Annotated in this window: 15 protein-coding genes and 1 pseudogene; 8 read left to right on the forward strand and 8 right to left on the reverse strand. The window is 72.2% G+C overall.

The genetic code is table 11. The annotated features are described in order from the left end of the window. Positions 1-36: 36 nt before the first annotated feature. Both ACFYYF_RS37225 and pta read right to left on the reverse strand, forming a co-directional pair. Entirely contained in the window at positions 37-1269 is a 1233-nt protein-coding gene (locus ACFYYF_RS37225) for an acetate kinase (protein ID WP_388782949.1), read from the reverse strand. A gap of 26 nt (positions 1270-1295) precedes the next feature. Beyond that, a complete protein-coding gene (gene pta / locus ACFYYF_RS37230; RefSeq protein ID WP_388782902.1) occupies positions 1296-3386 on the reverse strand; it encodes a phosphate acetyltransferase in 2091 nt (696 codons plus the stop codon). Positions 3387-3638: 252 nt separating this feature from the next. Between pta and ACFYYF_RS37235 the strand changes: the two genes are divergently transcribed. Next, complete coding sequence (locus tag ACFYYF_RS37235; protein ID WP_361683260.1) at positions 3639-4664, forward strand: ATP-dependent 6-phosphofructokinase; 1026 nt, start codon at positions 3639-3641, stop codon at positions 4662-4664. Positions 4665-4806: 142 nt separating this feature from the next. Here ACFYYF_RS37235 and ACFYYF_RS37240 read toward each other — a convergent pair whose 3' ends face one another. The 3 genes and pseudogenes from ACFYYF_RS37240 to ACFYYF_RS37250 form a co-directional block, all read right to left on the reverse strand. Further along, complete coding sequence (locus ACFYYF_RS37240; protein ID WP_388782951.1) at positions 4807-5520, reverse strand: helix-turn-helix domain-containing protein; 714 nt, start codon at positions 5518-5520, stop codon at positions 4807-4809. 150 nt (positions 5521-5670) lie between these two features. Continuing rightward, positions 5671-6348 carry a response regulator gene (locus tag ACFYYF_RS37245; protein ID WP_361683258.1) on the reverse strand — a complete coding sequence of 226 codons (678 nt, stop codon included), beginning with the start codon at positions 6346-6348 and terminating at the stop codon, positions 5671-5673. Between the two features lie 422 nt (positions 6349-6770). After that, positions 6771-8357, reverse strand: a pseudogene (locus ACFYYF_RS37250) (ATP-binding protein); the annotation flags it as partial. 557 nt (positions 8358-8914) lie between these two features. Between ACFYYF_RS37250 and ACFYYF_RS37255 the strand changes: the two are divergent. Next, the gene (locus ACFYYF_RS37255) at positions 8915-10333 is read left to right on the forward strand and encodes a cation:dicarboxylate symporter family transporter (RefSeq protein ID WP_361683479.1); all 1419 of its coding nucleotides are present in this window, start codon (positions 8915-8917) and stop codon (positions 10331-10333) included. A gap of 163 nt (positions 10334-10496) precedes the next feature. Here ACFYYF_RS37255 and ACFYYF_RS37260 read toward each other — a convergent pair whose 3' ends face one another. Next, on the reverse strand, positions 10497-11114 hold the full coding sequence (locus tag ACFYYF_RS37260; RefSeq protein WP_388782954.1) for a TetR/AcrR family transcriptional regulator: 618 nt from the start codon (positions 11112-11114) through the stop codon (positions 10497-10499). 178 nt (positions 11115-11292) lie between these two features. Here ACFYYF_RS37260 and ACFYYF_RS37265 point away from each other — a divergent pair, with 178 nt between their 5' ends. Together ACFYYF_RS37265 and ACFYYF_RS37270 are read left to right on the forward strand one after the other, a co-directional pair. Then, positions 11293-13083 (forward strand): MFS transporter, encoded by a 1791-nt coding sequence (locus ACFYYF_RS37265; RefSeq protein WP_388782906.1) that lies wholly within the window; start codon positions 11293-11295, stop codon positions 13081-13083. 68 nt (positions 13084-13151) lie between these two features. Beyond that, positions 13152-13916, forward strand: a complete 765-nt coding sequence (locus ACFYYF_RS37270) for a DUF2127 domain-containing protein (RefSeq protein WP_388782909.1) — start codon at positions 13152-13154, stop codon at positions 13914-13916. Here the strand turns inward: ACFYYF_RS37270 and ACFYYF_RS37275 are convergent. Further along, positions 13906-14817, reverse strand: a complete 912-nt coding sequence (locus tag ACFYYF_RS37275; protein ID WP_388782912.1) for an aldo/keto reductase — start codon at positions 14815-14817, stop codon at positions 13906-13908. The genes ACFYYF_RS37270 and ACFYYF_RS37275 overlap by 11 nt on opposite strands. A gap of 1 nt (position 14818) precedes the next feature. Continuing rightward, positions 14819-15721, reverse strand: coding sequence for an NAD-dependent epimerase/dehydratase family protein (locus ACFYYF_RS37280; RefSeq protein ID WP_388782915.1), 903 nt, complete (start codon positions 15719-15721; stop codon positions 14819-14821). Positions 15722-15879: 158 nt separating this feature from the next. Here ACFYYF_RS37280 and ACFYYF_RS37285 point away from each other — a divergent pair, with 158 nt between their 5' ends. The 4 genes from ACFYYF_RS37285 to ACFYYF_RS37300 all read left to right on the forward strand — a co-directional run bounded on the left by ACFYYF_RS37285 (position 15880) and on the right by ACFYYF_RS37300 (position 19672). Further along, the gene (locus tag ACFYYF_RS37285) at positions 15880-16401 is read left to right on the forward strand and encodes an Lrp/AsnC family transcriptional regulator (protein WP_365486703.1); all 522 of its coding nucleotides are present in this window, start codon (positions 15880-15882) and stop codon (positions 16399-16401) included. A gap of 66 nt (positions 16402-16467) precedes the next feature. Continuing rightward, positions 16468-16896, forward strand: coding sequence for a MerR family transcriptional regulator (locus ACFYYF_RS37290; RefSeq protein ID WP_328448005.1), 429 nt, complete (start codon positions 16468-16470; stop codon positions 16894-16896). Then, complete coding sequence (locus ACFYYF_RS37295) at positions 16893-17225, forward strand: thioredoxin family protein (RefSeq protein WP_388782919.1); 333 nt, start codon at positions 16893-16895, stop codon at positions 17223-17225. Before ACFYYF_RS37290 ends, ACFYYF_RS37295 begins: the two co-directional genes overlap by 4 nt. Before the next feature lie 131 nt (positions 17226-17356). Next, positions 17357-19672 carry a HelD family protein gene (locus ACFYYF_RS37300; protein WP_388782957.1) on the forward strand — a complete coding sequence of 772 codons (2316 nt, stop codon included), beginning with the start codon at positions 17357-17359 and terminating at the stop codon, positions 19670-19672. Positions 19673-19689: the final 17 nt, after the last annotated feature.

Genomic DNA, 19689 nt, shown 5'->3' on the forward strand with positions numbered 1-19689 from the left:
GGCGGGCGGGTGCTCAGGCGTGGCATTCCGCCCCGTTCAGGCGCCGCCCTTTCCGACCAGTGCGTACGTCTGTGTGGCGATCTCCAGTTCCTCGTCCGTCGGCACGACGGCGACCGCGACGCGCGCGTACGGCGGTGAGATGAGCCGGGGCTCCCCACCGCGCACGGCGTTCAGCTCGCCGTCGACCGCGAGTCCCAGTTCCTCCAGGCCCCTGATCGCGGCCTCGCGCACCGGGGCGGCGTTCTCGCCCACTCCGGCGGTGAAGGCGACGGCGTCCACGCGGCCGAGGACCGCGTAGTAGGCGCCGATGTATTTCTTCAGCCGGTGGATGTAGATGTCGAAGGCGAGCCGTGCCTTTTCGTCCCCTTCGTCGACACGGCGGCGGATCTCCCGCATGTCGTTGTCGCCGCACAGACCGATCAGACCGCTCTTCTTGTTGAGAAGAGTGTCGATCTCGTCCGTGGACATGTTGCCAACGCGCTCCAAATGGAAGATGACGGCCGGGTCCACGTCCCCGGACCGCGTTCCCATCACCAGCCCCTCCAGAGGGGTGAGCCCCATAGAGGTGTCCACGCACCGCCCGCCCCTGACCGCGGACGCCGAGGCCCCGTTGCCCAGGTGCAGCACGATGACGTTGACCTCCTCGGGCGCCTTGCCGAGGAGTTCGGCGGTGGTCCGGGAGACGTAGGCGTGCGAGGTGCCGTGGAAGCCGTACCGGCGGATGCGGTGCTCGTCCGCCGTCGCCACGTCGATCGCGTAGCGCGCGGCCGCCTCCGGCATCGTCGTGTGGAACGCGGTGTCGAAGATCGCGACCTGGGGGAGGTCGGGGCGCAGCGCCATCGCCGTGCGGATGCCGGTGAGGTTCGCCGGGTTGTGCAGGGGGGCGACCGGGATCAGCCGCTCGATCTCCGCCAGGACCTCCGCGTCGATGACCGTCGGTTCGGTGAACGTCCGTCCGCCGTGCACCACCCGGTGGCCGATGGCGGCCAGTTCGGGGGAGTCGAGGCCGAGTCCGTCCACCGCCAGTTCCTCCGCCATCGCCTTCAGCGCGGCCTCGTGGTCGGCGAACGTGTCGGCTCTCTCGCGGGTCTCGCCCGTCGAGCCCGTGGTGTGCCGCAGCAGGGAGGTTCCCTCGCCGATGCGCTCCACCAGGCCGACGGCCAGCCGTGTGCCGTCACGCATGTCGAGCAACTGGTACTTCACCGACGACGAGCCGGAGTTGAGGACGAGGACCCGCACGGCCTGCGGGGCGGCGGGCTCCTCGGGCACGGCGGCCTCGGGGGACGGGTGGGCGCTCACTGACGGGCAGCCTTCTGGTCGGGGGTCTGGGACTGGATCGCCGTGATGGCGACCGTGTTGACGATGTCCTGGACGAGTGCGCCGCGGGACAGGTCGTTGACGGGCTTGCGCAGACCCTGGAGCACCGGGCCGACGGCGATCGCGCCGGCCGAACGCTGCACGGCCTTGTAGGTGTTGTTGCCGGTGTTGAGGTCGGGGAAGATCAGTACGGACGCCTGCCCGGCGACCTCCGACTCCGGCAGCTTGGTCGCCGCCACCGACGGCTCGACGGCGGCGTCGTACTGGATCGGCCCCTCGATCCGCAGGTCGCCGCGGCGCGCGCGCACCAGCTCGGTCGCCTCGCGCACCTTGTCGACGTCGGCACCCGAACCCGAGGTGCCCGTGGAGTACGACAGCATCGCGATCCGCGGTTCGACGCCGAACTGTTCGGCGGTGGCGGCCGAGGAGATGGCGATGTCGCAGAGCTGCTCGGCGTTCGGGTCGGGGTTCACCGCGCAGTCGCCGTAGACCAGGACCTTGTCGGCCAGGCACATGAAGAAGACGGACGAGACGATCCGCGACTCCGGCCTCGTCTTGATGATCTCGAACGCGGGCCGGATCGTCGCCGCCGTCGAGTGCACGGCCCCCGACACCATCCCGTCGGCCAGGCCCTCCTGCACCATCAGCGTGCCGAAGTAGTTCACGTCCGCGACGACGTCGTAGGCCAGCTCGACCGTGACGCCCTTGTGGGCGCGCAGTTCGGCGTACTTCTCGGCGAAGGAGTCCCGCAGCGGTGACGTCTGCGGGTCGACGATCTGGGTGGCGCTGACGTCGATGCCGAGGTCGGCGGCCTTCTTGCGGATCTGGTCCACGGGGCCGAGCAGGGTCAGATCGCACACACCGCGGCGCAGCAGCACCTCGGCGGCGTGCAGGACGCGCTCCTCGGTGCCCTCGGGCAGCACCACGCGGCGGCGCTCGGAGCGGGCCTGTTCCAGCAGCTGGTGCTCGAACATCATCGGGGTGAGCCGGTCGCTGCTGGGCGCGGAGACCCGCTTGAGCAGGTCGGCGGTGTCCACGTGCCGCTCGAACAGGCCGAGCGCGGTCTCCGCCTTGCGGGGCGTGGCCGCGTTCAGCTTGCCCTCCAGGGCGAACAGCGCCTCCGCGGTGGGGAAGGAGTTCCCGGCCACCGAGACGACCGGGGTGCCGGGCGCGAGGCGGGCCGCGAGCGTCAGGATCTCGTCGCTGGGCTTCTCGTCCAGGGTGAGCAGGATCCCGGCTATCGGCGGGGTGCCGGCGCTGTGCGCGGCGAGCGAGCCGATCACCAGGTCGGCCCGGTCCCCCGGGGTGACCACGAGGCATCCCGGGGTCAGCGCCGTCAGGAGGTTCGGCAGCATCGCGCCGCCGAAGACGAAGCCGAGCGCGTCCCGGGCGAGCCCCGCGTCGTCGCCGAGGAGCACCTTGCCGCCCAGCGCGTGGGTGATCTGCGCGACCGTGGGCGCGGAGAGCGCGGGCTCGTCCGGAAGCACGTAACAGGGCACCGGCAGACGGGAGTCCAGCCGCTGCGCGATCTGCGCCCGGTCCTCCGGAGCCACCCGGTTCACCACCATGGCGAGGACGTCGCAGCCGAGCCCGTCGTACGCGCGGTAGGCGTTGCGGGTCTCGGCGCGCACCGACTCGGCGCTCTCGCCCCGGCCGCCGACGACCGGGAGCACCGACGCGGCGAACTCGTTCGCCAGGCGGGCGTTGAGCGCCAGCTCGTCGGGGAGCTGGGTGGCGGCGAAGTCGGTGCCGAGGACGAGGACGACGTCGTAGTCGCGGGCGACGAGGTGGAACCGGTCGACGAGCGTGGACACCAGCTCGTCGGTGCCCTGCTCGGCCTGGAGCGCGGACGCCTCGCGGTAGTCCATGCCGTACACCGTGGCCGGGTCCTGCGTCAGCCGGTAGCGGGCCCGCAGCAACTCGAAGAGCCGGTCCGGACCGTCGTGCACGAGCGGACGGAACACCCCCACCCGGTCGACCTGGCGGGTCAGCAGCTCCATGACCCCCAGTTCGACGACCTGACGGCCGTCACCTCGGTCGATCCCGGTCACGTACACGCTGCGCGTCACGCGTGCTCTCCATCCGTTTCGTCGCCAGGCGGTTTTCTGGGCTCGGAAAAAGGGCCCACCAGCGTGAGCAGAACCCTCTTGACAATACCTCCGGCGCTGGCTAAGGCGCCCGCCAGGGCACGTGCGCCGGTGGCGGGGGGAGCGGCGTCCGGGTGGCGTGCGCGGCGGTGGACGCAATCGGCGGGGCACCCCGGGCCGTGAAACAATCGATACGGCTCACACGAACCAGCAGGGAGCAGGAGACACAGCACGATGCGCATCGGAGTTCTCACCGCAGGCGGCGACTGCCCTGGCCTGAACGCAGTGATCCGGTCGGTCGTGCACCGAGCGGTCACCAACTTCGGGGACGAGGTCATCGGCTTCGAGGACGGCTACGCCGGGCTCCTCGACGGTCACTACCGCACCCTCGACCTCAACGCCGTCAGCGGCATCCTCGCCCGGGGCGGCACCATTCTCGGTTCCTCCCGGCTCCAGCGCGACCGGCTCCGCGAAGCCTGCGACAACGCGCAGGACATGGCCCGCGAGTTCGGCATCGACGTGCTCATCCCGATCGGCGGCGAGGGCACGCTCACGGCGGCCCGGATGCTGTCCGACGCGGGTCTACCGGTGGTCGGTGTGCCGAAGACCATCGACAACGACATCTCCGCGACGGACCGCACCTTCGGCTTCGACACCGCCGTCGGCGTCGCCACGGAGGCCATGGACCGGTTGAAGACGACGGCCGAGTCCCACCAGCGTGTGATGGTCGTCGAGGTCATGGGCCGGCACGCGGGCTGGATCGCCCTGGAGTCCGGCATGGCGGCCGGCGCCCACGGCATCTGCCTGCCCGAGCGTCCCTTCGACCCGGCCGATCTGGTCGCCATGGTCGAGGAGCGCTTCTCGCGCGGCAAGCGGTTCGCCGTCATCTGCGTCGCCGAGGGCGCCCACCCCGCCGAGGGCACCATGGACTACGGCAAGGGCGAGATCGACCAGTTCGGCCACGAGCGCTTCCTCGGCATCGGCACGGCCCTGGCGTACGAGCTGGAGCGCCGCCTGGGCAAGGAGGCCAAGCCGGTCATCCTCGGCCACGTCCAGCGCGGCGGCACGCCGACCGCGTACGACCGTGTCCTCGCCACCCGCTTCGGCTGGCACGCCGTCGAGGCCGCGCACCGCGGCGACTTCGGCAGGATGACCGCGCTGCGCGGCACGGAGATCGAGATGGTTCCGCTCGCCGACGCGACCACCGAACTGAAGACCGTGCCGAAGGACCGGATGGACGAGGCCGAGTCGGTCTTCTAGACCCCGGGAGCCGCGGGCGGAAGCCGGAACTCCGATCCCGCGGGCGGAAGCCGGTCCGATGCCCCGGGCGGGTGTCGGACCGCGGCCCCGCCCGCGGCTGCCGCCCGGAGCCGCGGTCCTCAGGTGGCCGGAGCGGCGGACCTCAGTACGTGCTTCCGCGGACGGCTGTCCAGAAATGGTCGACGACCCGGTCGAGGAAGTCCTGGCCGGACTCGCCCGAGCCGGTCGCGGCCGGCCCGCCGCCCCAGTTCAGCGTGGCGGCCATCCGCCCCTGGTAGTCCGTGTGCAGTTCCTGCAGAGCTGCCTCCAGGAGGCCGCGGTCCAGCGGCACCAGCTTCCCGACCGGGCGCACGTACGCCCCCCAGCGCGTCGTCACGGCGCTGCGCAGCAGGTCGGCGAGCCGGGCGTCACGGCCCGTCACGGTGACGAAGTCGGGCAGCGAGAGGTCGAGTGCCTTGGCGAGCGCGGTCGACTGCCGTTCGTTGCCACGCCAGTTGCCGGACTCCTCCATCCGCTCGTAGGCGAGGAGGTCGATCCCGACGGCGTGTGCCACGTCCTCCGGGGCGAGATCGCGGGCGACGCGGTGTTCGCGCAACGTGCGCGGAGCGCCTATGAGTTCACCCGCCGAGCACCACAACACCCCCGCGAGTGCGGTGAGTTCGGGGCTGCTCGGCCGGGCGACGCCGCGTTCCCAGGCGATGACCAGATCGGGTGTGGCGTACGGCAGCCCGTAGGAGGCTCTCAGGCCGTAGGCGACGTGCTCGGGCCCCATTCCGAGCGCTGTCCGCAGTCTTCGGGCGGCCGGGGCGTTGAAGGGCGGGGTGGGCTGTTGGGCTTGCGGTCGGTGCACGCGCACAAAGTATGGGCCGGGGGCGGCGGTGACTACGGTCTGTTCGGCCACAATCACGGATTGTAGGAACATACGGTTTCGGCCGTGCCCGGAAAGCGCCGTGCGACGCGCACGCAGGGGCGCAAGTCGCCCGAGGGGGAGCGGAGTTGGGCCGCGTCAGCTCTTCACCCAGCGGTACTGCAGCTCCGGCCGGCCGACCGTCCCGTACTGCGGGGCGCGGGCCGCGCGGCCGGCCTCCACCAGATGTTCGAGATAGCGCCGGGCCGTGATCCGGGAGATGCCGACGGCCTCGGCGACCTTGGCCGCCGTCAGTCCGCCCGCGTGGTCCCTGAGGGTGACCGTCACGCGTTCCAGGGTCGGCGCGCTCAGGCCCTTGGGCAGCGCGGCCGGGCCGGGAGCCCGCAGGGCGGCCAGCGCCCGGTCCACCTCGGCCTGGCCGCTCGCCTCGCCGGCCGCGGCGCGGAACTCCGCGTACCGGATCAGCCGGTCGCGCAGGGTGGCGAAGGTGAACGGCTTCAGCACGTACTGCACGACCCCGAGCGACACGCCCTCCCGTACGACCGCCAGGTCCCGCGCGGAGGTCACCGCGATGACGTCGGCGCGGTGCCCGGCGGCGCGCAGCGAGCGGGCGAGCTGGAGGCCGTGGGTGTCCGGCAGGTGCAGGTCCAGCAGCAGTAGGTCCACGGGCGTACGCTCCAGCGCGCGGCGCGCCTGCGCCCCCGTGTGGACCTTGCCCACCGCGGTGAAGCCGGGCACCCGGCCGACGTACATGACGTGCGCGTCGGCGGCCACGGGGTCGTCCTCGACGACGAGCACACGGATCGTCTCACTCATGCGCCGCCTCCCGGCGTGACGGGCGTGGACGGCCGGTCGGACCGTGCACGCGGCACGGCCCCGGCGCCCGGTGCGTGGCCGTCCGGCCCGGGAATCTCGCCCGGAACGGGGCGGACGCCAGAGGCCCGTGCGGCACCGCTCCCCAAACGCGGGCCCCGGCCCCGGTCCGGGTCCCGGCCCCGGTCCGGGTCCCGGCCCCGGTCCGGGTCCCGGTCCAGGTGCCGGTCCGGGTTCGGGTCTCGGTCCTGGTCCTGGTCTTGGTCCGAGTCAGTGTCCAGGTCCCGGCCTTGGTCCGGGTCTTGGTCGAGGTCCCGATCCGGGGCCAGGTCCCGGTCCTGGTCCAGGTCCGGGCCCGGGCTCCGATCTTGGTCCCGGGCCGGGGTCGAGTCCCGGTCCCGGACCGGGTGCCCCGGCTGGGGTGGGAGCGGTAGGTGTACCTCGAACTCGGCGCCGCCGGCGGCTCCTTCGCGTACCGTCAGCGTGCCGCCGTGCCGGGTCACCGTCTGGCGGGCGAGGGCCAGGCCGAGACCGCGGCCGCCGGGGCCCGCCGGTTTCGTGGACCAGCCGTGCTGGAAGACCCGCTCGGTGTGGGCGGGGTCCACCCCGGAGCCGGTGTCGGCGACCCGCAGCACCAGGGCCGACTCCTCGGTAAACGCCGTCACCGTGACCCGTGCCGGGGTCGCGCCCTGTGCCGCGTCCATGGCGTTGTCGATCAGGTTGCCGAGCACGGTGACCAGGTCGCGCGGGGTGAGCGAGGCCGGGAGCAGTCCGTCGTCGATGCCGCTGTCCTCGGAGACCACGAGCTCCACCCCGCGTTCGTTCGCCTGCGCCGCCTTGCCCAGCAGCAGCGCGGCGAGGACCGGTTCGCTGACCGCCGAGACCACCTCGTCGGTGAGCGCCTGCGCCAGTTCCAGCTCGGCGGTGGCGAAGCCGACGGCCTCCTCGGCGCGGCCCAGTTCGATCAGGGAGACCATCGTGTGCAGCCGGTTCGCCGCCTCGTGCGCCTGCGAGCGCAGCGCCTGGGTGAAGCCGCGCTCCGAGTCCAGCTCGCCCGTCAGCGACTGGAGTTCGGTCACGTCGCGCAGGGTGACCACCGTGCCGCGCCGTTCGCCGCCGGACACCGGGGAGGTGTTCACGACCAGCACGCGTGTGTCCGTCAGATGGACCTCGTCCACGCGGGGCTCCGCCGACAGCAGCGCGCCCGTCAGCGGCGCGGGCAGCCCGAGTCCGGCCGGCGAGAGACCGACCACGTCGTCCGTGACGCCGAGCAGTTCCCGCCCGCCGTCGTTCATCAGCGCCACCCGGAACTGCCCGTCCAGCATCAGCAGCCCTTCGCGTACGGCGTGCAGCGCGGCCTGGTGGTAGTCGTGCATCCGGCTCAGCTCGGCCGCGTTCATGCCGTGGGTGGAGCGCCGCAGCCGGGCGTTGATGACGTACGTCCCGACTGCACCCAGCAGCAGCGCGCCCGCCGCGACTCCGATCAGGGCCGTCACCTGCTCCTGGACGCGTTCGGTGATCGCCTCGACCTTGATGCCCGCGCTGACCAGGCCGATGGTCCGCCCGTCGACCCGGATCGGGGTGACGGCGCGCACGGAGGGGCCGAGGCTGCCGGTGTACGTCTCCGTGAAGGATCTGCCCGCGAGCGCCGGGCCGATGTGCCCGAGGAAGTGCCTGCCTATCTGCCGTTCCTCGGGGTGCGTCCAGCGGATGCCGCGCGGATCCATGATCGTCACGAAGTCGACGCCGGTGTCCCGCTGGACGCGCAGGGAGTACGGCTGGAGCCGCGCGGTGGGGTTCGCCGTGCCGATGGCCGTGTGGACGGACGGGGCGTCCGCGACCGACCGCGCGACGGCCATCGCCTGACGGCCCGCGGCCTCCTCGGCCTGGCTGCGGTCGCTGACGTAGGTGAACAGCGCGTACCCGGCGACGAGGACCGCGATGAGCACGGCCTGCATGCCGAAGAGCTGGCCGGCCAGGCTGCGCGGTCGGGGGACACGGGGAAGACGCATGCCGTTCAGTGTGCCTTCCTCTGGCGTGGGCGCCCCAGGTGTACGTGATGAGGGTGCCGCAGGTGTGCGTGATGAGGGTGCCGCAGGTGTGCGTGACGCACCGGGTGCCGCGGGTGTGTGCGACCAGGGAGGTGCCGCGGGGGTGCGCGATCAGGAAGGTGCCGCAGGGGTGCGACCAGGGTGGTGTCCCGGGGGGCGCGGCCAGGGATGTGCCCCGGAGTGTGTGACGAGGCGGATGTCCCCGGGGTGTGTGACCAGGCGGATGTCTCGGGGTCGTGTGGCGGTGCGGGTGTTCCCGGAGGGCGTGTGGCGAGGTGGATGTCCCCGGAGGGTGTGTGGCGGTGCGGATGTCCCCGGAGGGCGTGTGGCGGTGCGGGTGTCCGGGGGTGTGTGAACTCAATGAACGGAAGGGTGACCGCCCTCACAGGCCGGGAGATAGTCCCCTCATCCCCCGGGAGCCCCCGCCTCCCGGCACCCCCGGCCGTGAGCCGCACGCCGGGTCCCCCGGACGTGGACCGCACGCCGGGTTCCGCCGGACGTGAGCCGCACGCCGGATGATGCCGACGACGTCGTCAAGGAGGGCAGCCGTGGCCAGCACGCCGCAGACCGCACCTGCCGCACCCGCCGCCAGACGGGACCGCACGCACTACCTGTACATCGCCGTGATCGGCGCCGTGATCCTCGGGATCGCGGTGGGCCTGATCGCCCCCGACTTCGCCGTGGAGCTCAAGCCCATCGGCACGGGCTTCGTGAACCTGATCAAGATGATGATCTCCCCCATCATCTTCTGCACGATCGTGCTGGGCATCGGCTCGGTCCGCAAGGCCGCCAAGGTCGGCGCCGTCGGCGGTATCGCGCTCGGCTACTTCCTGGTCATGTCGCTGGTCGCGCTCGCCATCGGCCTGGTCGTCGGCAACATCCTGGAGCCGGGCAGCAGCCTGGCGATGACCGACGCGGTCAAGGAGGCAGGGCAGGGCCAGGTGTCGGCGGAGGCGCTGCCGCCGGTCGACTTCGTGCTCTCGATCATCCCGACCACGATGGTCTCGGCGTTCACCGAGGGCCAGGTCCTGCAGACCCTGCTCGTCGCGCTGCTGACCGGGTTCGCCCTCCAGGCCATGGGGCAGGCCGGGCAGCCGGTCCTGCGCGGGGTGGAGCACATCCAGCGGCTCGTGTTCCGGATCCTCGCCATGGTCATGTGGGCGGCCCCGCTCGGTGCCTTCGGTGCCATCGCCGCCGTCACCGGCTCCGCCGGTCTGGACGCGCTCAAGAGTCTCGCCGTGCTGATGCTCGGCTTCTACGTCACCTGCTTCCTCTTCGTCTTCGTCGTGCTCGGCACGCTGCTGCGCGTGGTGACGGGCCTGAACATCCTCACGTTCCTGAGGTATCTGGGCCGGGAGTTCCTGCTGATCCTCTCCACCTCGTCCTCCGAGTCGGCCCTGCCGCGGCTCATCGCGAAGATGGAGCACCTGGGCGTCGGCAAGCCGGTGGTGGGCATCACGGTCCCGACCGGCTACTCTTTCAACCTCGACGGCACGATGATCTACATGACCATGGCCTCGCTCTACATCGCCGACGCGATGGGCACGCCGATGTCGGTCGGGGAGCAGATCCCGCTCCTGCTCTTCCTCCTCGTCGCCTCGAAGGGCGCGGCCGGTGTCAGCGGGGCGGGCCTGGCCACGCTGGCCGGCGGTCTCCAGTCGCACAAGCCCGCCCTGGTGGACGGCGTCGGCCTCATCGTCGGCATCGACCGGTTCATGAGCGAGGCCCGCGCGCTGACGAACTTCGCCGGCAACGCCGTGGCCACGGTCCTGATCGGAACGTGGACGAAGGAGATCGACCGGGAGCGGGTGTCCCAGGTCCTCGCCGGGCAGCTGCCCTTCGACGAGAAGACCCTGCTGGACGACTCCGACGCCCCCGCCGACGCCCCCGCGGACGTGCCGGAACAGGGCGGCGAGAAGGCGCCGGTCACCGCGTAGGGCCTCCTCCGGCGGCTTCCGGGGCCCGTCCGTGACACTCCCCGTCCGGCGGACCCCGGGACGCCGGGCGGCAGGGCATCCCCCCACGGGCCCGGCCACCCGGTGCACCGCTGGGAACGGCCGGGTCCCCGGGGGCCCTGACGCCCGCGGGACCCGGCCGTTCTCAGTCGCTCAGCTTCGCCACCAGTTCGGTGGCGCGCGAGGCGGGTACGCCCGCCGCGGTCAGCATGGTGACCGTGGCGGACGCGCCCGCCTCCTCCGCTGCCAGGAGGCCGTCGTTCACCGCCTCCATGAGGGCGAACAGGGTCTGTTCGTGCACGTACGCCAGGGCGTACGGCGGCAGCGGCGAGGCGAACACGCCCTGCTCCAGGCCGCGCCGGAGAATCTCCGCGCAGGCCTCGCGGACCGGTGTCAGACGCTCGCGGATGCCCTGCAGGGTGACGCTGCGCTGGGCGAGGGCGACCAGCAGCCGGTACCGGTCGGCGATCTCCCAGACGGCCAGGGTCGAGCGGGCCAGCGACTCGGCCGGGTCCGCGACTCCTTCGCGGCCCGCCGCGTGCGCCGCCGCGACCGCCGCCACGGCCTCGTCGGTCAGGGTGCCGACCAGTGCCTCGCGGCTCGGGAAATGCCCGTAGACGGTACGCCGTACGACTCCCGCCGCCCGGGCGATCTGGTCCATGGACGCGTCCGGGTCGCGCAGCAGTTCGGCGAGTGCGACGTCCAGGATGCGGCGGCGGTTCACGTCGGCGCGGCTCGGGTTACCCGTGGTCATGGCTGCCATTCTGCCCGCCGCCCGCCGGGCGGCGGCCTGTCCTGCGATCACCGGGCTCGACCTCCTTCATTTGCACAGCGCTGTGCAATCTCGTATCTTGCACACTGTTGTGCAGTTGCACTCCACTGTGCAAGTTCCGGCGCGGACGATCTCCGTGCCCGTCGACGAAGGAAGGGCGACCGTAGCCATGCGTCTCGTCATGAACGAACCGGTCGAGGGGATGGACCGGCCCTACGCCAAGCGGTGGTGGGCGCTGCTGGTCCTCTGCCTGAGCCTGCTGATCATCGTGATGGCGAACACCGCCCTCACGGTCGCGGCACCCGACATGACCCAGGACCTCGGTCTGTCCAGCGCCGACCTGCAGTGGGTCATCGACGGCTACACCGTCCCGTACGCCGCCCTGATGCTGCTGCTCGGCGCGATCGGGGACAAGTACAGCCGTCGCGGCGCGCTCGTCCTCGGGCTCGTCGTCTTCGGCGGCGGCGCGATCGCCGGCTCGCTCGTCGGCAGTTCCACCGGGGTCATCGCGGCCCGTGCCGTCATGGGTGTCGGCGCCGCGCTGATCATGCCCGCCACCCTCTCCCTGCTCGCCGCGACCTTCCCGCGCGCCGAGCGGGCCAAGGCGATCGTCCTGTGGACCGCCACCGCCGGACTCGCCATCGCCGCCGGCCCGCTCGTCGCCGGCGCCCTGCTGGAGCGCCACGGCTGGTCGTCCACGTTCCTGATCAACGTGCCGATCGCCGCCCTCGCCATCGTCGGCGCCCTGGTCCTGGTGCCGCCGTCCAAGGCCGCGCACCACAACCGCATCGACTACGTCGGCGGGCTGCTCTCCGTCGTCTGGATCGGCTCCCTCGTCTACATGATCATCGAGGGTCCGCACTTCGGGTGGGGCGTCAAGGCCGTGACCGCCGCGGTGGTCGCCGGGGCCGGACTGGTCCTGTTCGTGCTGTGGGAGCTGCGCCACCCGCGCCCGGTCATCGACGTACGGCGCTTCGGGAACCGTCGCTTCGCCGGCTCGAACCTCGCCGTCGCCCTCTTCTTCCTGGCCGTCTTCGGCGCCTTCTACTACCTCACCCAGCACCTCCAGTTCGTCCTCGGCTACGACGCCCTGGACACCGGCGTACGGATGCTGCCGCTGGCCGGTGCCGTCTTCGTGGGCTCGGCGCTCACCGGGTACCTCACCCCGCGCATCGGCATGAAGTTCACGGTCACCGCGGGCATGGTCGGCGGTACGGCGGCCCTGGTGCTGCTCACCCGGGTCGACGCCTCCTCGGCGTACGGCGACCTCGTCCTGCCGCTCGTCATGCTCGGCCTCGCCATCGGACTGGCCCTCTCGCCCTGCACGGACGCCATCATGGGCGCCTTCCCCGAGGCCGAACTGGGCGTCGGCGGCGCGGTCAACGACACCTCGCTGGAGCTCGGCGGCTCGCTCGGCATCGCCATCCTCGGCTCGGTGCTGGCGAGTTCGTACTCCTCGCACCTCGCCGACGCGACCGCGGGCAGCAAGCTCCCGGCGGGCGCCCTGACCACGGCCCAGGACTCGGTGGGCGCCGGATACGCCGTCGCCCAGGGCATCGGCGACAAGGCCCGGGCGCTCGGCGAGCAGGCCGCGCAGTCCGCGAACGCCGAGCAGGCGGCCCAGTTGAAGGCGCAGGCCGGGCAACTCGCCTCCGGGGCCCGGCAGATGGCGGACGCGGTCGGTTCGTCCTTCTCGGACGCGGTGGCGCACACCAGCCTCGTCGGAGCGGTGATCCTGGGCGTGGGCACGGTCCTGGTGGCGGTGCTGCTGCCCCGCAAGGCCCGTACGGAGGGTGAGGCCGAGACCGGGTCCCGGAGCGATGACGTGGCCGAGGGCGAGCCGGGGGGCCTGCCCGGGGCCGAGGTCGCGGAGGACGGTGACGTGCGGGCCGGCGACCGGGCCGAGGAGCCCGGCGGCGAACCGTCCGGAACCGCGGCCCCCCGCGCCGCCGTCTCGTAGAACATGCACTACCGTGCCGTGCCGGACCGTCCGGCACGGCACGGCGCGTTCTGCGGAGGACACCGAGCATGAAGATCGACTGGGACCGGCGCACCTGCGCGCGCAAGGGGCACGTCACCTACGCGCCGGACGACCCGCGCCTGCGGGTGCGGCTGCACGCCGAGACCGCGCTCGGCGAGGTCTGGCGCTGCCTGCGCTGCGGCGACTTCGCGCTCGGCGCCCCGCACGGCGCCGGACCGGCCGCCGAGGCGCCCCTGGTCCCGCGCGGCAAGGTGCTCCGCGACCTGTTCATCCTGCGCTTCCTGGCGATCGAGCGGGCCGTGCGCGGGGTGTTCATCGTGCTGGTCGCGGCCGCCGTGTGGAAGTTCAGCAACAGCCAGGACGCCGTGCGCCGGCTCTTCGACGAGTACCTCGACGTCCTCAGGCCGGTCTTCCGGCACTTCCACTACGACCTCGACCACTCGCCCGTGGTCGGCACGATCCAGAAGACCTTCGGCTACAAGCACTCCACGCTGCTGATCGTCGCGGGCCTGCTGCTGGCGTACGCGCTGATCGAGATCATCGAGGCGGTCGGGCTCTGGTACGCCAAGCGCTGGGCGGAGTACCTCACGGTCGTCGCCACCGCCGCGTTCCTCCCGCTGGAGATCTACGAACTCACCGAGCACATCAGCTGGCTGAAGATCGCGACGCTGGTCCTGAACATCCTGGCCGTTCTCTACATCGCCCTCACCAAACGGCTGTTCGGCCTGCGCGGCGGACACCGGGCGTTCGAGGCGGAACGGCAGAGCGCGTCCCTGCTGGAGGTGGAGGAGTCGGCCGGGGTCATGGTCTGACCGGGCCGGCCGCGTCCAGACGGGCCAGGTCCTCCGCGCTCAGGACCAGGTCCGCGGCCCCCGCGGAGTCCCGGGCCGTCTCCGGCCGACTCGCGCCGGGGATCGGGATCACCGTGGGGGCGAGCGCCGACAGCCAGGCGAGGGCCACCCGCTGAGGGCTCACACCGTGCTCCCGGGCCACCGCGTGGAAGGCCGCGAACCGCTCCTCCCGCGAATCCCCGGCGCTCCCGCCGCCGGACGGACCGTCCAGGGAACTGCGGGAGATGCCGCCCAGCGGGCTCCAGGGCAGGAAGGCGATACCCAGTTCGGCGCAGAGGCGCAGCTCGGGGTCGCTGTCGCGCACCGCGGGGGAGTACCGGTTCTGGACGGAGACCAGCCGGTCGCCGAGGATCGCGCGGGCCCGGCGGATCTGGTCGGCGGTGGTGTTGGAGATGCCGGCCAGCCGGATCGTGCCCGCGTCGAGCAGGTCGCGCAGGGCGCCGGCCGAGTCCTCGAAGGGGACGGCCGGATCGGGCTTGTGCAGCTGGTAGAGGCCGATGGCCTCCAGGCCCAGCCGCTTCAGGGAGGCCTCGGCGGCCGCCTTCAGGTGGCGCGGGGAGCCGTTCACCGTCCAGGTGCCGTCGGCGGGCCTGCCCCGCCCGCCCTTCGTGGCCACCAGGACGTCCGCGGTGTCACCGCCGTACGTGGCCAGGGCCCGGGCCACGAGCCGCTCGTTGTGGCCCGCTCCATCGCCGGGCAGGTGGTACGAGTCCGCCGTGTCGAGGAGCGTGACTCCCGCGTCGAGGGCCGCGTGCACCGTCGCCAGGGCCCGCGCCTCGTCCGGCCGTCCCTCGATGGACAGCGGCATCGCGCCGAGCCCCACGGCGCTCACCCGGAGTCCGCCCAGTGTGCGGTAGCGCATGTCAGCCGTCCTTTCGGAGCGTCTCGGCCACGGCGCGCGGCAGCCAGGCCCGCGCGTCACCGAAGGCGAACCCGAGGCGCGTGGCCCGGGAGTTGTCCATGCCGTAGGACCGGCGGAAGGAGAAGGGGGAGACCTCGCCCACCTCGACGGCCTCCAGGACCGTCCGGCCCCCCGGGAGGCGCGCGCCGATCGCCTCGCACAACTCCCGTGTGGTCAGGGTGCCGTGGGAGGCCGCGTTGACCGGGCCGGTGAAGTCCTCGCCCACCGTCCAGAACAGGAAATCGGCGATCTCCTCGACGTGGATGTAGGTCGCCGGGTGGTTCACGACGGGCACGGCGATCGCCTCGCCGGCGCCGATCCGGTCGGCGTAGTGCTCCAGCCGGCCGGTGAAGTCGTCGTCCCCGCCCAGCACATGGGCCACGCGCACGGCGACGTACGGGAGATCGGGACCGGCCGCGAACACCGCCTCGGCCTGCCGCTTGCCCTCGCCGTAGTGGGCGTCGAGGAACTCCCCGTCGTCCCAGGGGAGTCCGGGATCGACGGCGACCGAGCGCGGGTCCACGGCGTCCTCGCCGACCGGGTCCGCCGAGTCCTCGTACTCGTACACCTCGACGGTCGACGTCATCACGTACCGGCGCGTGCGCCCCGCGAAGACCCGGCGGGCGATCTCCGCCTGCCGCGGCGTGTAGCAGACCTGGTCGACGACGACGTCGAAGGTCCGTGAACCCAGCGCCTCCTCCAGGGACTTCTCGTCGTCGCGGTCGGCGATCAGATGGACCGTCCCGGGAGGCGGCGCGGACGAGCCGCGGTTGACGACGGTGACCCGGTCGCCCGCCGCCAGAAGCCGGGAGATGAGACGTTTTCCGAAATACCGGTTTCCCCCGATGACGCAGATCTCCCGCACGTCGCCCTCCCCATTTCCCGCTCCATGGCCCCGCACCCGTGCCCCGCGCACCCGTGCGTCCCGCTTCCCGCGCCGGTCATCGTTCGCCGGGCGTTCACGGTGCTTGCGCCTGTGGTCATAATTCTTCCGTCGCAGGGGCCGGGACCGAAGGGGGAGACATGGGAGATCCGGCGGTCGCACCGAAGGAAACACGGCATCCGCGGGCCGTCTCCGGTGAAACGGCGGTGGGCTTCGACGCGCTCGACCGGCAGATCCTGGAACTGCTCCAGAGCGAGGGCCGGATCAAGCTCAGCGAGCTGGGCCGCCGGGTCCGGCTGAGCCCGGCCGCCGTCGCCGAGCGGGTGCGCCGGCTGGAGGCGACCGGAGCGGTCACCGGCTACGGCGCCCAGGTGTCGGCGTCCCGCCTCGGCTACGGCATCCAGGCCTTCATCCGCGTCAATCCGCACGGCGGATACACCCTCAAGCACCCGCGGACGCTGGAACTGCTGGCCCGCCCCGAGGTCACCGAGGTGCACCACGTCGTCGGCGAGGACTGCTGGATCCTCAAGGTCGCCGTCGAGGACACCATCCACCTGGAGGACGTCCTGGAGCAGACCTCCGCGCTGGGGCGGACGACGACCTCGATCGTGCTGTCGTCCCCGGTGGACCGCAAGCCGCTGCTCCCGCGCACCTCACGCTGACCCCGCCGGGGCGGCCCCCGGCGGACGCTTGCCTTGACGTCGGCGTCAAGGACTACCGTCGGGGACATGCGAATCGGCGAGCTGGCCGCACGGGCCGGGACGACCACGCGGACCCTGCGCTACTACGAGTCGCGGGGGCTGCTGCCCGCGCGGCGGGGCGAGAACGGGTACCGCACGTACGACGAGCACGATCTGCGGCTGCTCCGGCAGATCAGGACCCTCCAGGACTTCGGGTTCGACCTGGAGGAGACGCGGCCCTTCGTGGAGTGCCTGCGGGCCGGACATCCCGAGGGCGACTCGTGCCCGGCGTCGCTGGACGTCTACCGGCGCAAGCTCGGCGAGCTCGACGCGCTGATCGACGAGCTGCGGTCGGTGCGCGCGCAGGTCGGCGAACAGCTCGCGCGGGCGGAGCGGGCCCGTGACGAGCTGGCCGCCGACGCGGAGGTTCCGGGCGGTCCGGAACCCGTATGCGAACTGGGAGGGCGGACGCGATGATCAGGGCGGCAGGCGTGGCCGAGGTGACGGACGCGGACTTCGGGGCGGAGGTGATCGGCTCGGAACTGCCCGTGCTCGTGGAGTTCACGGCCGACTGGTGCCCGCCGTGCCGGCAGATGGGCCCCGTGCTCAGCGAGCTGGCCTTCGAGGAGGCCGACCGGTTCAAGGTGGTCCAGCTCGACGTCGACACCAACCCGGAGACGACCCTGGCCTACGGCGTGCTCTCGATGCCGACGTTCATGGTCTTCCGCGACGGCGAGCCCGTGAAGTCGATGGTGGGGGCCCGGGCCAAGCGGCGGCTGCTCCAGGAGCTGGCCGACGTGCTCTGATCCCGCCCGGCGGAGAACCCGGAACACAAAAAATCCCCTGGGCAATTGCGCCCGGGGGATTTCTCTGCGTATATTCAATGATTCGCGACTTCGAGGAATCGGGTCGCAAAGAAGTTCAGTAGACGCAGTATATCCGGGCGGGAGCGGAATTGTCAAACAAGGGATCGCACACAGAATTCCCCGACGATGAACTGCGAAGTGAGCAGGAATTCATCGACGGGTTGTACGCGCGTGTGGACGCGCTGCGCGGTGCCACCGAGGCCTCCGTCGGGGACGCGCTCGCCCAGGGCAACACGCCCATGCAGGCCCGGCTCGAGAGGGACGTCCTGGTCGCCGAACGGTCCGGGCTGCTGGCCGCGCTGAACGCCGTGGACGGCTCGCTCTGCTTCGGCCGCATCGACCTGTCCCCCGTGGAAGGGGCGCCCGCCGCCGGCGTCAGCCACCACATCGGCCGGATCGGCATCCGCGCCGACGACACCGAGCACACCCCGATCCTCATCGACTGGCGGGCCCCGGTCGCCCGCCCCTTCTACCTGGCCACCGGCCACACCCCGATGGGCCTGCGCCGCCGCCGGCACATCGGCACCGCGGGCCGGCACGTCACCGACCTGCACGACGAGATCCTCGACCTCGGCGACCGCGAACGCACCGGCCACGAGGACCCGACCGGCGACGCCGTGCTGCTCGCCGCGCTCAACTCGGCCCGCACCGGCCGGATGAGCGACATCGTGCAGACCATCCAGGCCGAGCAGGACCGGATCATCCGCGCGCCGCACCGGGGCGTCATGGTCGTCGAGGGCGGCCCCGGCACCGGCAAGACGGCCGTCGCCCTGCACCGCGCCGCGTACCTGCTCTACGAACACCGCGAACTGCTCGCCAAGCGGGCCGTTCTGATCGTCGGCCCCAACCCGGCCTTCCTCGGCTACATCGGCGAGGTGCTGCCCTCGCTCGGCGAGACCGGCGTGCTGCTCTCCACCGTCGGTGAACTCTTCCCCGGCGTCCACGCGACCGCCGCCGACACCCCGGAGGCGGCCGCCGTGAAGGGCCGCGCCCGTATGGCCGACGTCCTCGCCGAGGTCGTCCGGGACCGGCAGGCCCTGCCCGACCCGGTCATCGCCATCGAGCACGACCGGGACGTCCTCATGCTCGACGCGGGCCTCGTCCGGGTCGCCCGGGAACGCACCCGCGCGGCCGGCCTGCCCCACAACGCGGCCCGCGAGCACTTCGAGGGACACATCCTCAACACCCTCACCGACATGCTCGCCGAGCGCATCGGCACGGACCCCTTCGACGGCTCCAACCTGCTCGACCCCAGCGACATCACCCAGATCCGCGACGAACTCGCCGAGAACCCCGAAGTCTGGTCGGCCGTGGACCGGTTGTGGCCGAGACTGACCCCGCGGCGGCTGGTCGCCGACTTCCTGGCCGACCCGTACGGCTACGTCCCGGACGAGGACGCGGCGGCGATCCGGCGCCCCTCGACCGGGGCCGGCGACTGGACCGCCGCGGACGTCCCGCTGCTGGACGAGGCGGCCGAACTCCTCGGCGAGGACGACCGGGTGGCTCGCGCGCTGGCCGACCGGGAGCGCCGTACCCAGATCGCCTACGCGCAGGGCGTGCTGGACGTCTCCTACGCCTCGCGGACCTACGAGTTCGACGACAAGGACGAGGAGGACTCCGAGATCCTGTCCGCGCACAACATCATCGACGCGGAGCGGATGGCAGAACGGCACGAGGAGGACGACCACCGCAGCGCCGCCGAGCGCGCGGCCGCCGACCGGACGTGGGCCTTCGGCCACATCATCGTGGACGAGGCGCAGGAGCTGTCGCCGATGGCGTGGCGGCTGCTGATGCGGCGTAGCCCGACGCGGTCGATGACACTCGTCGGGGACCCCGCGCAGACCGCGGAGGCGGCGGGGGTCGGCTCGTGGGAGGAGATCCTCGCCCCGTACGTGCAGGACCGCTGGGAGCACACCCGGCTCGGCGTCAACTACCGCACCCCGTCCGAGATCATGGACGTCGCCGCCGGTGTGGTGCGGGCCGAGCGCCCCGGATTCGAGCCGCCGCGTTCCGTCCGGTCCACCGGTGTGCGGCCCTGGGCGCGCGAGGCCGGGGACGATCTGCCCGGCGCGGTCGCCAAGGCCGTCGCCGAACTGACCCCGGCCGAGGGCCGGCTCGCGGTGATCGCGCCGCGGGCCCTGCACTCCGCGCTCGCCGGCCGGCTCGACGGGGTGACGGCGGGCGGGGAGCCCGACCTCACCCACACGGTCGTGCTCCTCGACCCCCGGCAGGCCAAGGGTCTCGAGTTCGACTCCGTCCTGGTGGTCGAGCCCGCGTCGTACGGGACGAGCGACCTGTACGTGGCTCTGACCCGGGCCACTCAGACGCTGGGCGTGGTGTACACCGGCGACCTGCCCGCCTCGCTGCGGGGCACCGGCCTGGAGTGAGGGACCGGGGCGGCGCG

This window comes from Streptomyces sp. NPDC001914 (assembly GCF_042891215.1).
In the GTDB taxonomy this organism is placed as follows: Bacteria; Actinomycetota; Actinomycetes; order Streptomycetales; family Streptomycetaceae; genus Streptomyces.

Excerpts from the sequence above, each read along its gene's own strand:
- ACFYYF_RS37235 (WP_361683260.1), top strand. The coding sequence starts at position 3,639 with ATGCGCATCGGAGTTCTCACCGCAGGCGGCGACTGCCCTGGCCTGAAC.
- ACFYYF_RS37245 (WP_361683258.1), bottom strand. The coding sequence starts at position 6,348 with ATGAGTGAGACGATCCGTGTGCTCGTCGTCGAGGACGACCCCGTGGCC.
- ACFYYF_RS37255 (WP_361683479.1), top strand. The coding sequence starts at position 8,915 with ATGCCGACGACGTCGTCAAGGAGGGCAGCCGTGGCCAGCACGCCGCAG.
- ACFYYF_RS37260 (WP_388782954.1), bottom strand. The coding sequence starts at position 11,114 with ATGGCAGCCATGACCACGGGTAACCCGAGCCGCGCCGACGTGAACCGC.
- ACFYYF_RS37265 (WP_388782906.1), top strand. The coding sequence starts at position 11,293 with ATGCGTCTCGTCATGAACGAACCGGTCGAGGGGATGGACCGGCCCTAC.
- ACFYYF_RS37270 (WP_388782909.1), top strand. The coding sequence starts at position 13,152 with ATGAAGATCGACTGGGACCGGCGCACCTGCGCGCGCAAGGGGCACGTC.
- ACFYYF_RS37275 (WP_388782912.1), bottom strand. The coding sequence starts at position 14,817 with ATGCGCTACCGCACACTGGGCGGACTCCGGGTGAGCGCCGTGGGGCTC.
- ACFYYF_RS37285 (WP_365486703.1), top strand. The coding sequence starts at position 15,880 with ATGGGAGATCCGGCGGTCGCACCGAAGGAAACACGGCATCCGCGGGCC.
- ACFYYF_RS37290 (WP_328448005.1), top strand. The coding sequence starts at position 16,468 with ATGCGAATCGGCGAGCTGGCCGCACGGGCCGGGACGACCACGCGGACC.
- ACFYYF_RS37295 (WP_388782919.1), top strand. The coding sequence starts at position 16,893 with ATGATCAGGGCGGCAGGCGTGGCCGAGGTGACGGACGCGGACTTCGGG.